General features: G+C 60.2%; 12 protein-coding genes. 7 read left to right on the top strand and 5 right to left on the bottom strand.

Annotation, left to right across the window (positions count from 1 at the left end; translation table 11 throughout):
• Positions 1 to 63: 63 nt before the first annotated feature.
• On the bottom strand, positions 64 to 222 hold the full coding sequence (locus GKQ23_RS09065; RefSeq protein WP_212410461.1) for a hypothetical protein: 159 nt from the start codon (positions 220 to 222) through the stop codon (positions 64 to 66).
• A 392-nt stretch (positions 223 to 614) separates the two neighbouring features.
• Between GKQ23_RS09065 and GKQ23_RS09070 the strand changes: the two genes are divergently transcribed.
• Entirely contained in the window at positions 615 to 1,577 is a 963-nt protein-coding gene (locus GKQ23_RS09070) for an aldo/keto reductase (RefSeq protein WP_056233284.1), read from the top strand.
• Between the two features lie 7 nt (positions 1,578 to 1,584).
• On the opposite strand, the gene GKQ23_RS09075 is transcribed toward GKQ23_RS09070, so the two are convergent.
• From GKQ23_RS09075 to GKQ23_RS09090, 4 genes are all read right to left on the bottom strand, one after another.
• Positions 1,585 to 1,755, bottom strand: a complete 171-nt coding sequence (locus GKQ23_RS09075) for a hypothetical protein (protein ID WP_156365556.1) — start codon at positions 1,753 to 1,755, stop codon at positions 1,585 to 1,587.
• A 754-nt stretch (positions 1,756 to 2,509) separates the two neighbouring features.
• Positions 2,510 to 3,862 (bottom strand): molecular chaperone, encoded by a 1,353-nt coding sequence (gene yegD, locus GKQ23_RS09080; protein WP_056233280.1) that lies wholly within the window; start codon positions 3,860 to 3,862, stop codon positions 2,510 to 2,512.
• Between the two features lie 128 nt (positions 3,863 to 3,990).
• Entirely contained in the window at positions 3,991 to 6,204 is a 2,214-nt protein-coding gene (locus GKQ23_RS09085) for a diguanylate cyclase domain-containing protein (RefSeq protein ID WP_212410471.1), read from the bottom strand.
• A gap of 109 nt (positions 6,205 to 6,313) precedes the next feature.
• Positions 6,314 to 6,928 carry a phosphatase PAP2 family protein gene (locus GKQ23_RS09090; RefSeq protein WP_212410473.1) on the bottom strand — a complete coding sequence of 205 codons (615 nt, stop codon included), beginning with the start codon at positions 6,926 to 6,928 and terminating at the stop codon, positions 6,314 to 6,316.
• A 251-nt stretch (positions 6,929 to 7,179) separates the two neighbouring features.
• Here GKQ23_RS09090 and udk point away from each other — a divergent pair, with 251 nt between their 5' ends.
• From udk to wecA, 6 genes are all read left to right on the top strand, one after another.
• Complete coding sequence (gene udk, locus GKQ23_RS09095) at positions 7,180 to 7,821, top strand: uridine kinase (protein WP_056233274.1); 642 nt, start codon at positions 7,180 to 7,182, stop codon at positions 7,819 to 7,821.
• A gap of 32 nt (positions 7,822 to 7,853) precedes the next feature.
• Positions 7,854 to 8,435 (top strand): dCTP deaminase, encoded by a 582-nt coding sequence (dcd, locus tag GKQ23_RS09100; RefSeq protein ID WP_101506555.1) that lies wholly within the window; start codon positions 7,854 to 7,856, stop codon positions 8,433 to 8,435.
• A 12-nt stretch (positions 8,436 to 8,447) separates the two neighbouring features.
• The gene (gene asmA, locus GKQ23_RS09105; RefSeq protein ID WP_212410476.1) at positions 8,448 to 10,298 is read left to right on the top strand and encodes an outer membrane assembly protein AsmA; all 1,851 of its coding nucleotides are present in this window, start codon (positions 8,448 to 8,450) and stop codon (positions 10,296 to 10,298) included.
• A 129-nt stretch (positions 10,299 to 10,427) separates the two neighbouring features.
• Positions 10,428 to 11,324 (top strand): UTP--glucose-1-phosphate uridylyltransferase GalF, encoded by an 897-nt coding sequence (galF, locus tag GKQ23_RS09110; RefSeq protein WP_212410478.1) that lies wholly within the window; start codon positions 10,428 to 10,430, stop codon positions 11,322 to 11,324.
• A gap of 51 nt (positions 11,325 to 11,375) precedes the next feature.
• Positions 11,376 to 12,389: a UDP-glucose 4-epimerase GalE gene (gene galE / locus GKQ23_RS09115; protein ID WP_212410479.1), complete on the top strand. Its 1,014-nt coding sequence runs from the start codon at positions 11,376 to 11,378 to the stop codon at positions 12,387 to 12,389.
• Between the two features lie 471 nt (positions 12,390 to 12,860).
• Positions 12,861 to 13,907: a UDP-N-acetylglucosamine--undecaprenyl-phosphate N-acetylglucosaminephosphotransferase gene (wecA, locus tag GKQ23_RS09120; protein WP_056233482.1), complete on the top strand. Its 1,047-nt coding sequence runs from the start codon at positions 12,861 to 12,863 to the stop codon at positions 13,905 to 13,907.

Consider the following 13,907-nt stretch of genomic DNA (forward strand, 5'->3'; position numbering starts at 1 on the left):
GGCGGTGAGATCGCGGAGAAATCGGGCGGGGTAAACAGCAATAAAAAACCCGCAGAGCGGGTTTCAGGCGGCTTTACCGGCGGCATTGTCACCCAGCTGGTCCAGCGCCGGGCTGGTCAGCGTCTCCAGCGCTTCAGCATCGAAACTGAGCCAGAAGTGGGTGCTCTCAGCAATTGAAGTCAGCGTATCGGCAACATCGAACTGTAAATCCTGAAAAGTCATAATATTCTCCTTAGTAGATGCAGATTTCCGTTAGGGCGGCATGACATGCTCAATAATCACACTATAAAATATTCGCAGCGGCGGTACAAACCTGATTCAGTCTGCTTATTTTGTAACGCGTTGATTGAAAATGTGTGAACTTCTTTAAGCGATAACATAATTCCCTTTCTCTCCCTGGCAAAACGTATCGACCTTAACGCTGGTAACGTTGCGATTCACTGAAAAAATGCCTGTCAGCTGAGCATCCGGCACGATTTACTCATTTGTCTGGAAAAGTCTTACCCTGTTGCTGATTGAGTAAAGCTTTGCCACATAATTGCGAAGCACCAAATAATAAGTCTGCTAATCTTTAAGACCGCAATCCGCACCTAATTCCCCACAGGAGAGAAAAGATGAGCAATCTGCAACATCGCCAGCTGGGCCGTTCCGGCATTCAGGTTCCGCGGCTGACCTTTGGTGGCAACGTGTTTGGCTGGACCGCCGATCAATCCACCTCATTTTCCCTGCTCGACGCGCTGGTGGAGAAGGGGCTGAACTTTATCGATACCGCCGACGTTTACTCGCGCTGGGTGGACGGTAACGAGGGCGGCGAATCGGAAACCATTATCGGTAACTGGCTGCACAGGAGCGGCAAGCGCGACCAGATCGTGCTGGCGACCAAGGTCGGTATGGATCTCGGCAACGGGAAAACCGGCCTGGCCCCGGCCTATATTCGCCAGGCGGTGGAGGCTTCGCTGAAGCGCCTGCAAACCGACTATATTGACCTCTACCAGGCGCACCGTGACGACCAGGACACGCCGCTGCAGGAGACGCTGGCCACCTTTGACGCACTGGTGAAAGAGGGCAAAGTGCGCGCCATCGGTGCCTCAAATTATTCCGGCGCACGGCTGGAAGAGGCGCTGCAGGTCAGTAGTGATAACGGTTTTGCCCGTTACGAGACGCTGCAGCCGGAGTACAACCTCTACGATCGCCGTGAGTATGAGAGCGATCTGGAAGGGGTGGTGCAGGCGCACGGCCTTGGCGTCATCAACTACTACTCGCTGGCCAGCGGCTTCCTCAGCGGCAAATACCGCAAGCCAGAAGACGCATCGAAGAGCGCGCGCGGCAAAGGAGTGGTTGAGAAGTATCTGAACAAGCGCGGACTCAGTATTGTGGATGCGCTGGTGCAGGTTGCCGAAGCGCATCACGCCTCGCCGACCCAGGTGGCGCTGGCCTGGCAGATTGCCCGCCCGTCGATCACCGCCCCCATCGTCAGCGCCACCTCGCTGGCACAGGTCGACGAGCTGGCCAAAGCCGCAGAGCTGCAGCTGAGCGACAGCGATCTGCGCCTGCTCTCTGAGGTCAGCAGCTACTAAGCTATCTTCAGGCAGCAATCCGGGGATGCTTTCTGGCATCCTCGGCGACCAGAACAATACCCAGCCGCGCTTCATCCGGCTGAACGCTCCAGATTTCACCTTCCGGAATAGATTGCTGGTCATAGCGGACCCGCTCACCGTCATAGGGATAGAAATTGCCCTCTTCGGCATCCAGCACAAAGACGTTTAACTGTTCTGATGTACGGGCTCAACGGACGCTCTCACCTTGTTGAGCTCAGGCTCTGGCACACCGATGCCGTTAAAGGGAGGGCGTCCATCCCTTCTTTTAGCTTTTGCGTGACTGGTTTAAGGGCATCGCTTTTTGTCCGGGAGCCGGGTTCGGCCGCTGGCGTTCGCGTTGCTGGTTTAAGGGCGTCGCTTTTCGTCCGGGAGCCGGGTTCGGCCGTTGGCGACAGAACGCCGGGACGCCGTAAACCCTTCCCTGGGGGCTCGGATGCCGCATCCTTGCGGCATACGCCCGGCTAACCTGCTCGCCAACGGCCTCCCATACTGACATTTGCGTTGCTGCCTCAAAAACAAAACACACTCATTTTTGAAGAATTTGAAGAATTTGAAGAATTTGAAGAATTTGAAAGGTATATCCAGGACGTGTTTTAAGGCAGCGACACAAGGCATTGCAGGCAATCGGGGTTTATCCGGATAAGCGGACCTTCGGGCACATGGACGTGCCCGGCAGAGCCCAGGGATGTTATTGGCGTGTCCGCGTTCCGGATAAACCCCGATAAGCCAGGCACCCAAACCCGCAGCGACCCGGCCCCACAGCCACTCACCGATAAGCCAGGCACCCGACCCCGCAGCGACCCGGCCCCACAGCCACACACCGATAAGCCAGGCTCAGAACCAGAAGCGACCAGGCACCGGGACCTGAAGCTATCAGGCACCGGGACCTGAAGCGACCCCGGCGACCATCCTTAGCGGAACATCACCTGCGCCCAGCGCGCCAGCCCCGCCGTAACTGAACCAAAATCATCGCCGCTGGCCAACGGAATATCCGGCAGCTGCTGCTGCAACGCCGCCCGCAGCACCGGTGACTTCGCACTCCCGCCGGTCAGATAAATCACATCCGGGCGCGTCCCGCTGCTCTCCAGCGCCACCGCCACCTGCTCCCTGATCCGCTCCAGCGGCTGCACGATCGACGCCTCCAGATCCGTCACGCCAATCGACGCCGACAAACCGGCATCAACAAACGCCAGCGACGCCTCAACGCGATCCTGCTGCGACAGCGCGATCTTGCTCTCCTCGGCCGCGCGCACCAGACGATAGCCCAGCCGCTGCTGCCACACCTTCAGCAAATGCGCCACCTTCTGCGGCTCGCGCGCGTCGCGGATCAGATCCTGCAACAGCTTACGGCTGGCCGCGGCGTAAAAATCACTCTGCGCCGGCACATCGTTAATCGCCACCGCATTCCACCACGGCAGGGCGGGCAGCCCCATTCCCTTCAGCGTCTCACCGCCCAGACCCAGCAGCGGCATCAGCTGCTTAAACGCCAGCATAATATCCAGATCGTTACCGCCCACGCGGCAACCGCTGTGGCCCAGCAGACTGGCGCTGCGATCGGCCTTATCGTGCCACTGCGGCCCCATCAGCAACATCGAACAGTCGGTGGTACCGCCGCCGATATCCACCACCAGCACCCGGGTCTCCTCGCTCAGCGTCGCCTCAAAATCCAGCCCGGCCGCCACCGGCTCAAACTGAAACACCACGTCGCTAAACCCGGCACGGCTGGCAGCGCGGGCCAGAATCCCCTCCGCCTGACGGTTGGCCTCATCGCCACCCAGCCCCTGGAAGTTCACCGGACGGCCGATCACCGCCTGACGCACGCTCTGCTGCACCCCGCTCTCCGCCGCCTGACGGATATGCAGCATCATCGCGCACACCAGATCTTCGAAAAACGCCACCTGCTGCGGCTTCAGACCGTTGGCACCAAGGAACGATTTCGGCGACTTCACAAACCATACGTCTTCCGGATCGGCCATATACTGCGCCAGCGAGGCCAGGCCAAACTTTACGCTGCCCGCCGTGACCTCAATATCTTCTTCGCGATTAAGGGAAATGGAGCGCTTCAGCAGCGCCTGGGTATCGGCGTCCGGCGTCGGCACCTGATGATGGCGGAACAGCCACTCGCTCACCGCTTCGCGGACCGGCGCACACAGCATTGAGGGTAAATAGGGTGAGCCCTGCTCCAGCGGCAGCAGCTTAGGCGCGCCGTTCTCCATAATGGCTACCGAGCAGTTAGCCGTACCGTAATCGAAACCGATAAACATCGTCCCCTCCGCTGAGTGTGGGAAAAAAAAGGGGGCGACTTTAGCCTGTCTGGCGCGTTACGGCAAGTGAAGAGAGCGGCGGCGGGATGATTCGCGCGCCACGGCCGCCACCGGTGGCGGGGGAAGGGCTAAAGATACTGCCAGACCGAAAGCTGGCCGCGGCCGTTGTGCTTGGCGTTATAACAGGCGATATCCGCCTGCACCATCGCCTCCGAGGCGGTAAAACCGGGGTCCAGCCGCGTCAGCCCGGCGCTGGCTCCCACCTGATGACCCTGTTTATTCCAGTGGAAACGGTGCGCTTTAACCGCCGCCACCAGCCGCTCGATGATGCCGATCGCCGTCGCCAGCTCGCACTCCGGTAGCAGCACGCCAAACTCATCGCCGCCCAGCCGCGCCAGCAGATCGCGAGAGCGCAGTTGCAGACGCATTACGATCGCCAGCTCGCGCAGCAGCGCATCGCCCGCCGCGTGGCCAGCGCTGTCGTTCACCGCCTTGAAACGATCGAGATCGATAAACGCCAGCACGTGGCGGGTAGGGCGGTCGCCGTTCTTCTCCAGCAGCAGGCTGAGCTGTTGCTCGAAGTTGACGCGGTTTGGCAGGCCGGTCAGCATATCGTGTGAGGCGCTGTAGCTCAGGCGACGGATCATCTCGCGCGACTCGCTGACGTCGCGGATCACCATCACACTGCCGATGCTGTCGCCCTGCTGCGTGGTCAGCGGCGAGAAGCTGTAGTGAATGGCGAACTGCGCGTGGCTGCGGCTGTGCAGCACCAGGTCGTTTTCCACCAGCGGCGTCACCGCCAAGGGCAGCCCGCTCTGCAGCAGGTTCTCCAGCTCCTCGCCGTGGCTGCCGCGGGTGATGCGCAGGATCTCCGCCAGCGGTTTCCCCATCGCCTGATGCTGCAGCCAGCCGCTCATCTCTTCTGCCACCGGGTTCATAAAGTTGACCTGCATCTCGCGGTCGGTGCCGATCACCGCCTCGTCGATGGTGTTCAGCGTGATGTGCATCCGCTCTTTCTCCTGATACAGCGCCTCGTTGGCCTGGGTCAGGCGCGCCATCAGTCGCTGATTCTCGCCGGCGGTGTGTTTCATGGCGGTGATATCTTCAATCTGGCTGATAAAGTAGAGCGGCGTCCCCTGCTCATCGCGCACCAGCGACACCGCCAGCAGCGCCCACACCAGTTCACCGTCGCGGCGGTAGTACCGTTTCTCCTGGCTGTAGCTCTGCATTTCGCCGGCCAGCAGCGCGTGGGCCTGAGCAACGTCGGCATGCAGGTCGTCCGGGTGGGTCAGCTGCTGGAAGGTCATCTGCTTCAGCTCCGCTTCGCTGTAGCCGAGCAGCAGGCACAGCGCGCGGTTCACCTGCAGCCACTGTCCGGCCGGTGCCACCAGCGCCATGCCGATCGCCGAGAACTCCATCGCGTGGCGAAAGCGGGCTTCACTCTCGATGATCCCCCGGCGGTCGGCGCGGAAGGCGTGCATCACCAGGGTCATCATATGCGCCGGGATCAGCGCCAGCAAAAACGGGATCCACGGGGTAACCTTTAACAGCTGGCTGTTGGGGCTGTCGTGGCCGGCCAGCTCGAAGGTCAGGATCAGCGTCACCAGCGCGATCGCCAGCAGGAACACGCTGAACGCCGCCAGCCTCGGCAGGCGCACCGCGCTGTAAAACAGGATCACCACCAGCATGGTAAATGGCCAGGGCACGTAGCGCAGAGCCAGCCACACCAGCGCCAGCGTGGCCAGGCCGGTCAGCAGGATCTCCAGCCCACGCTCGGCCAGCAGCCGTTTTACCGTGCTGCGCTGCCACAGCAGTCCGACCGGGCCGATCGCCAGCATGCCGATCACTTCGGATACCACCCAGGAGATAAAATAGTGCGGCGATCCGCCCGGGGTTATATGCAGTAACCAGCTGGCCAGCAGCGCGCCGAACATCGGTGCCAGCAGCACCGCGCCGAACACCATTTTAGCCCAGTCGAACAGCGAACCGAGCGGCGACTCTGCGTCAAGCAGCCGGCGCAGCAGCAGGCCGCCAAACAGCGCCTGGGCCAGATTGATCAGCGGAAATTTAACGTTGGAGAACGCGGGGCCAAGCAGCAGCGCGTTGGCGCAGCTGACGCCAAGCACGCAGCCTGCCAGCAGCAGCGGCAGGCTGCGCGACGGGTTACGGAACACCACGATGGTCATCAGCGGGGTAGAGAGCCACAGCGGTGCGATATGGCCGCTGACCACGATCAGCTCGAGGCAGAACAGCGTCAGGGTAAAACTGAGCAGTGCCAGCTGCAGGGCGTTAAGCCACGTGGTGCGGGTGCGCGATACGCTGACCAGAGTCTCGGTTGCCATCCATAAATATCCACTGCGGCGCCAGGTTTGGCGCATTCTTGATCATATGTGCAATGCTAGCATAACAATGGAGGTGGGCAGTGGCTAAATCGTCTCTGCCCCGGCGGGCTTAACGTCGCTGATTAAGCAGGTCGGCGCGCGTCCACGGCTGTTCAATACCGGCCAGCTGCGCCGACAGGCGCTGCAGGAACTGCTGGGTGGTGGCCACCCGCCCCTGGCTGAACAGCAGCACCGGCAGCAGCAGCGCCACCGCCAGCTGCGCCAGCGAAAAACCGTGCGGGCGCATGCCGCGCTGGGCGATCAGGAAGGCGCTGCTCAGGGTATAGCCCAGCAGCAGCCCGCTGACCACTTCGCTCGGCGAGTGGGCGTCCAGCGCCAGCCGCGAAATGCCGACCAGCAGCGGGATCAGGTAGCCAATCGCCAGCGCCGCCAGCCGCCACCCGCGCGCCAGCCGCCCGGTTAACAGCCACAGCATCACCGGCCACAGCGTAGCGGACATCGCGCTGTGGCCGCTGAAGCCGGTAAAATTGAAGCGCACGCTGCCGATGCCAAAGCCGAGAAAGGCGATCTTCGAAATGCTCACCACCGCGCCGGCACAGCCAAACGCCAGCAGCCAGAACCACACCGCCCGGCGGTCGTCATTTTTCCAGCGCAGCAGCAGCGCCATTATCACCGCGGTGGGGATCAACAGCATACTGTCACCGAAGTAGGTTAAAATATGCATTGCAGGGTTCGACACGGCCTTTCCTTGTTTAACGATTCAGCAGGCGATTCTACCCGGCAAATCCCGCGCCGCCAAACGGGAAACTCTGAAAATCACCGTGGCGCATTTTTCTGGCATCAACCGGTTGAACTCCCTATAATTGCGCCCGCAAAGCCTTGATGAACTTCGGCTGCCGGGGCGCTGGCCGCTTTTGTGCAAGCCGATTTTGCAGGCTACTTCTCATTTCTCTGTTTTGGAACCAGGTCTTTAATATGACTGACAAGTCACACCAGTGCGTCATTGTAGGTATCGCAGGCGCGTCTGCCTCGGGAAAAAGTCTTATCGCCAGCACGCTGTACCGTGAAGTGCGTGAACGGGTCGGTGATGAAAACATTGGCGTGATCCCGGAGGATGCCTACTATAAAGACCAGAGCCACTTAACCATGGAAGAGCGGGTTAAAACTAACTACGACCATCCCAGCGCCATGGATCACAACCTGCTGCTGCAGCATCTGCAGATGCTGAAGGCCGGCCAGGCGATCGAACTGCCGGTGTACAGCTACGTGGAGCACACCCGCACCGCGCAGACCATTACGCTGCAGCCGAAGAAGGTGATTATTCTGGAAGGCATTCTGCTGCTGACCGACGCGCGGCTGCGCGACGAGATGAATTTCTCCATCTTCGTCGACACGCCGCTGGACATCTGCCTGATGCGCCGCATGAAGCGTGACGTCAACGAACGCGGCCGCTCAATGGACTCGGTGATGGCACAGTATCAGAAGACCGTGCGGCCGATGTTCCTGCAGTTTATTGAGCCGTCCAAGCAGTATGCGGATATCATCGTGCCACGCGGCGGTAAAAACCGCATCGCTATCGATATCCTCAAGGCCAAAATCACCCAGTTTTTTGAATAAGTTACGGGCAGTGATGCCAGGGGAGTCAGCGAATGAGATTATGTGACCGCGATATAGAAGCCTGGCTCGACGATGGCCGCCTAGGCATCGAGCCGCGCCCGCCGGTTGAACGCATCAGCGGGGCGACCGTCGACGTGCGCCTCGGCAACCAGTTCCGCACTTTTCGCGGCCACACCGCGCCTTTTATCGATCTGAGCGGGCCGAAGCACGAAGTCAGCGCCGCGCTGGATCGGGTAATGAGCGATGAGATCGTGCTGCCGGAAGGGGAGGCGTTCTTCCTGCACCCCGGCGAGCTGGCGCTGGCGGTGACGCTGGAGTCGGTTACCCTGCCGAACGATCTGGTCGGCTGGCTGGACGGCCGCTCGTCGTTAGCCCGCCTTGGGCTGATGGTGCACGTCACCGCGCACCGCATCGATCCCGGCTGGCAGGGCCGCATCGTGCTGGAGTTCTATAACTCCGGTAAGCTGCCGCTGGCGCTGCGCCCCGGCATGCTGATCGGCGCGCTGAGCTTCGAACCCCTTTCGGGGCCTGCCGCCCGCCCGTATAACAGCCGGCAGGATGCCAAATACAAAGGCCAGCAGGGCGCAGACGCGAGCCGTATTGACGAAGACTAAGGAGCGGAAGGCATGAAGAGATTGATAACCACGTTAGCCATTCTGTTGGTGGTGATAGTGGCAGGCATGACCGCGCTGGTGGTGCTGGTCAATCCCAATGACTTTCGCAGCTATATGACCCGGCAGGTGGAGCAGCGCAGCGGCTACCGCCTGGCGCTGACGGGCGAGCTGCGCTGGCACGTCTGGCCGCAGCTCAGCATCCTCTCCGGCCCGGTGAGCCTCACCGCACCGGGGGCCAGCCAGCCGGTGCTCAGCGCCGAAAATATGCGGCTGGACGTTGCCCTGCTGCCGCTGCTTTCCCATCAGCTGGCGGTCAGACAGGTGATGCTGAAAGGCGCGGTCGTGCGCTTAATCCCCGACAGCGAACGCCAGAGCCCGCCGGACGCGCCGATCGGTCCGGCCGGCTCCTCTGCTTCTGCACCGCTTGACGACGTTACCCACGGCTGGTCGTTTGATATCGCGCATCTGAAGATCGTCGACAGCCTGCTGGTGTGGCAGCAGCGCGACGGCAGCCAGCTTAACGTCCGTGACTTTAACCTGCAGCTGGATCAGCCGCAGCCGCGGCAGGCAAAGCTGGAGGTCAGCAGCCGCATTAACCGTGACCAGCGCGAGCTGCAGCTGACGCTGAAGAGCGACGTTGACCTCAGCGGCTACCCGCGCCAGCTCAGCGGAGCGATCACCCGGTTCGACTATCGCCTGCGTGGGGCTGACCTGCCCACTGAGGGCATCAGCGGCAGCGCCAGTATGCAGGCCAGCTGGAACGGCCAGAGCGGTGACTTCAGCCTCAGCGATCTGCAGCTCAGCGCCAACGACAGCCAGCTGAGCGGCACCCTCAGCGGCCGGCTGGGTGAGCTGCCGCAGCTGCAGGCCCGCCTGCACGCCAGCAACCTGAATCTTGACGCGCTGCTGGCGATGCCGGTCGCCGCCAGTACCGCTTCCCAGCCTGCTGCGGCCGCCTCGCGCGGGCCTGTGATCGCCGATATGCCGCTGCACGATCACGCCGGGTCGGTGCTTGCCGGCTTTAACGGCTCGCTGGCGCTGCAGGCCGACCGCCTGCAGTGGCGCGGCATCAATATGGATGGCGTGCAGCTGGCGGCGGACAACCGTGACGGTAAGCTGACCGTTAGCCAGTTTGACGGGCGCAGCGGGCCGGGCAGTTTCTCTCTGCCTGCCACTCTGACGATCACCCCGACGCAGACCCTGGTCAGCGTGCGGCCGCTGCTGAAGTCGATGCCGCTTGGCCCGCTGCTTAACGCCTTTGCGCTGCCGGACTCGGTCAGCGGCGAGCTGTCGCTCAGCGGCGCTTTCAGCGGCGACGGCTTAACCGTCGACGCCTTTAAGCGCCAGTGGCGCGGTAAGGGCGAGATGCGGCTGGCCGACGCACAGATCGCCGGGCTTAATTTTCAACAGCTGGTGCAGCGCGCGGTGGAGAACAGCAGCGATAAGGTGCGCGGCGATCGCCAGGAGGGGCAGCCGGACCTGCAGCAGATTACCGGCAGCGCCACGCTGAACAACGGCCGGCTCGATTTTGTCAAACTCGACGCGCGTGGCTCTGCGCTCAACTATAACGGCAGCGGCAACGTCGATCTGGCCAACCGCGCGCTGGATATGAACTTCGGCGTCACCGTGACCGACGGCTGGCAGGGCGATGATTCGCTGGTGCGGCGCCTGCAGACCACCCCGGTGCCGCTACGCATCTACGGGCCCTGGTCGCAGATCAACTACAGCCTGAAGGTCGACCAGGTGCTGCGATCGCAGCTGCGTGATGAAGCGAAACAGCGGCTGAAGGAGTGGATGGGGCGTAACCCGGAAGCGAAAAACAGCGGCGATGCAAACAAGTTGCTGAAAGATCTTGAACGTTAACCGGCATGCTGTGCCGGTTTTTTTATTCTGCCGCGATCTTTTTAAATTTCAGAATAAGATTATACTGAAGAATCATTCCTTTAATGCATAATCGAAGAACAATTACACTCTTATTGATTTGGAAAAACTATGACCAAGCTTAAGGCAGTAATCCCGGTCGCTGGCCTTGGTATGCACATGCTCCCCGCTACCAAAGCCATTCCTAAAGAGATGTTACCTATCGTCGACAAGCCAATGATTCAGTACATTGTCGATGAGTGTGTGACCGCCGGCATCAAAGAGATTGTGCTGGTGACTCACGCGTCTAAGAACGCCGTCGAAAACCATTTTGATACCTCCTACGAGCTGGAAGCGCTGCTGGAAGCCCGCGTAAAACGCTCGCTGCTCAGCGAAGTTCAGTCGATCTGCCCGCCGGGCGTGACCATTATGAACGTGCGCCAGCCGCAGCCGCTGGGCCTGGCGAATGCGCTGCTGTGCGCCCGTCCGATGCTGCACGATCAGCCGTTTGTGGTGGTGCTGCCGGACGTGCTGCTGGACGGCTCCACCGCCGACCCGCTGCGTTACAACCTGGCGGCGATGATCGCCCGTTTTGAAGAGACCGGCCGCAGCCAGGTGCTGGCGCACCGCCTGCATGATGCTGACCTCTCCGAGTACTCGGTGCTGACCACCCAGGAGCCGCTGTCGATTCCGGGTAAAGTCAGCCCGATCGTCGACTTCGTAGAGAAGCCGGAAAATCCGCAGGCGCTTAACTCCACGCTGTCAGCGGTGGGCCGCTATGTGCTTTCCGCCGATATCTGGCCGGAGCTGCAAAATCTGGAGCCGGGTGCCTGGGGCCGTTACCAGCTGACCGACGCCATCGCCAACCTGAGCAAGAAAAAGCCGGTGGATGCCCACCTGCTGAGCGGCGACAGCTTTGACTGCGGCCGTAAGCTCGGTTATATGAAGGCGTTCGTTACCCTTGGCCTGCGCAACCATGCTCAGGGCGCCGATTTCCGCGACGCGATTAAAAAAATCCTGGCGAAATAAGCCAACGTTAATCAGGGCCCTGCCCGTTGGCGTGGCCCGCAAGGAGTCATCATGGCAATTTTAGTCACCGGTGGGGCGGGGTATATCGGCTCGCACACCGTGCTTTCGCTGCTGCAGCGCGGCAGCGAAGTGGTTGTACTGGATAACCTGAGCAACGCCTCGCGCGAAGCGGTAAAGCGCGTTGAGCAGCTGAGCGGTAAAACCGCCACCTTCGTGGAAGGCGATATTCTGGATCGCGCCTGCCTGCGCGATATTTTCGCCAGCCACGCCATCGATGCGGTGATCCACTTCGCCGGGCTGAAGGCGGTGGGGGAGTCGACGCGCAAGCCGCTGGAGTACTACCAGAACAACGTCACCGGCAGCCTGGTGCTGCTGGAAGAGATGCGCGCTGCCGGCGTGCATCAGTTTATCTTCAGCTCTTCCGCGACCGTTTACGGTGCCGACGCGCCGGTGCCCTATGTGGAAACCACGCCAATCGGCGGCACCACCAGCCCGTACGGCACCTCCAAGCTGATGGTCGAGCAGATCCTGCGCGACTTCGCCGTCGCCGAACCGCAGTTTCAGATTATCGCGCTGCGCTACTTCAACCCGGTCGGCGCCCATGAATCCGGCCTGATTGGCGAAGATCCCAACGGTATCCCTAATAACCTGCTGCCCTACATTGCCCAGGTGGCGATCGGCCGGCTGGAGAAGCTTGGCATCTTTGGCGGCGACTATCCGACCAAAGACGGCACCGGCGTGCGTGACTATATTCACGTAATGGATCTGGCCGAAGGCCACCTGAAGGCGCTGGATCACCTGCCAGCCATCAGCGGCTATAAAGCCTACAACCTCGGTGCCGGGGAAGGGTATTCGGTGCTGGAGATGCTCAGGGCGTTTGAGAAAGCCTCAGGCCGTGAGGTGCCGTATCAGATCTCGCCGCGCCGCGCCGGTGACCTGGCCGCTTTCTGGGCCGATGCCTCGCTGGCCGATCGTGAACTCGACTTCCGCGTCTCACGCGGTATCGATGAGATGATGCGAGATACCTGGAACTGGCAGTCGAAAAACCCGAACGGCTATCGTTAGAAAACATCAGAACAGCTTTATTATTTCGTAAAAAAACTTCCGCGTGCGGAAGTTTTTATTTTTCAGTAAGTTACGCCCATTCATATTCCCTCGCAATTCTAATTCCTTGATCGTAATGAGATTATTCTTACTTCTTAATTTTTAACACTTTTTGCCAAAAATGCAGTTTGAATCTATACTCCGCAGGCTTCTGGCGTAGAATCAGACTTTAATCCCTACTCTTAACGTATTTTAAGATGTTTGCTGATTAGGGTTTTCTCTGTAGTAACCGGGAGTTAGGCTGTCAGAGGCAGTCAGTCCGGCAGCAGAATAGACTTTTCAGGATTATTCCTGAACACAATCCGTTCCAAAGCTTCTAGCCTTACCAACAATGATGGACATCACCTATGCCTGCTGGTAGCGAAAGCCAGGGGCGGTAGCGTGGGAAAAACGCGCGAAGCGCACAATCTGAATGATTATGGGTGCAGAGATATGCAGGACATCCTCATTATTTTTCTCGGTGCCATGGCACTGCTGTTTATTGCGCGTAAAATTGCCCGCCGCGTCGGTTTGGTTGACAAACCCGGCGGACGTAAACAGCACAAGGGCACGATTCCGCTGGTAGGCGGGGTCTCAATTTATTTTTCACTGTGGATCATGTATTTGCTGCAGCCGGGCTGGCTGCCGGACTTCTCGCTTTACATGCTGTGCGCCAGCGTATTGCTGGTGGTCGGCATCCTGGACGATCGCTTCGATCTGCCGGTGCTGCCTCGCGCAGGCATTCAGGCAGGCGTGGCTATCGTTATGGTGCTCAGCGGGCTGTCGCTCTCCTCCTTTGGCAATATTCTGTTTGGCTATCCGCTGATGCTTGGCGGGCTCGGCTGGCTGATGACCGTATTTGCCGTTATCGGTGCCATCAACGCCTTCAATATGGTGGACGGTATTGATGGCCTGCTGGGCGCGCTCTCCTGCGTGACCTTCGGTTCACTGAGCATCGTGTTCCTGATGGGCGGTAACGCGGAGCTGGCGATGTGGTGTCTGGGGCTGATGGCCGCCTGTATTCCCTATATCCTGCTTAACCTCGGTATTCCGTGGGGGCGCAAGTTCAAAGTCTTTATGGGGGATGCGGGGAGTATGCTGATTGGCTTTACGGTGATCTGGCTGCTGATCCTTGCCACCCAGGGCGAAGAGGCGGTAATGAGCCCGGTAACCGCGCTGTGGCTGATTGCCGTACCGCTGGTGGATATGCTGCGGGTGATGGTCAGCCGCGTGCTGCGCGGGGTCAGCCCGTTCCGCGCTGACCGTGAGCACATGCACCATATACTGATGCGTGCCGGCTTAAGCGGCCGCTGGACGCTGTTAGTGATGACCTCCGCACAGGTCTTCAGCGCAATGACCGGTATTATCCTTGATGGCTGCCACGTGCCGGACGGCTGGCAGCTGCTGCTGTTTTTGCCGGCATCCTTCTTCCTGCTGTACGGGGTAGGCGCATCCTATCGCATTAAGCTTTCGTTTGCTCGCTTACTGACTGTTAAATAA

The organism is Erwinia sp. E602 (assembly GCF_018141005.1).
Lineage (GTDB): Bacteria > Pseudomonadota > Gammaproteobacteria > Enterobacterales > Enterobacteriaceae > Erwinia.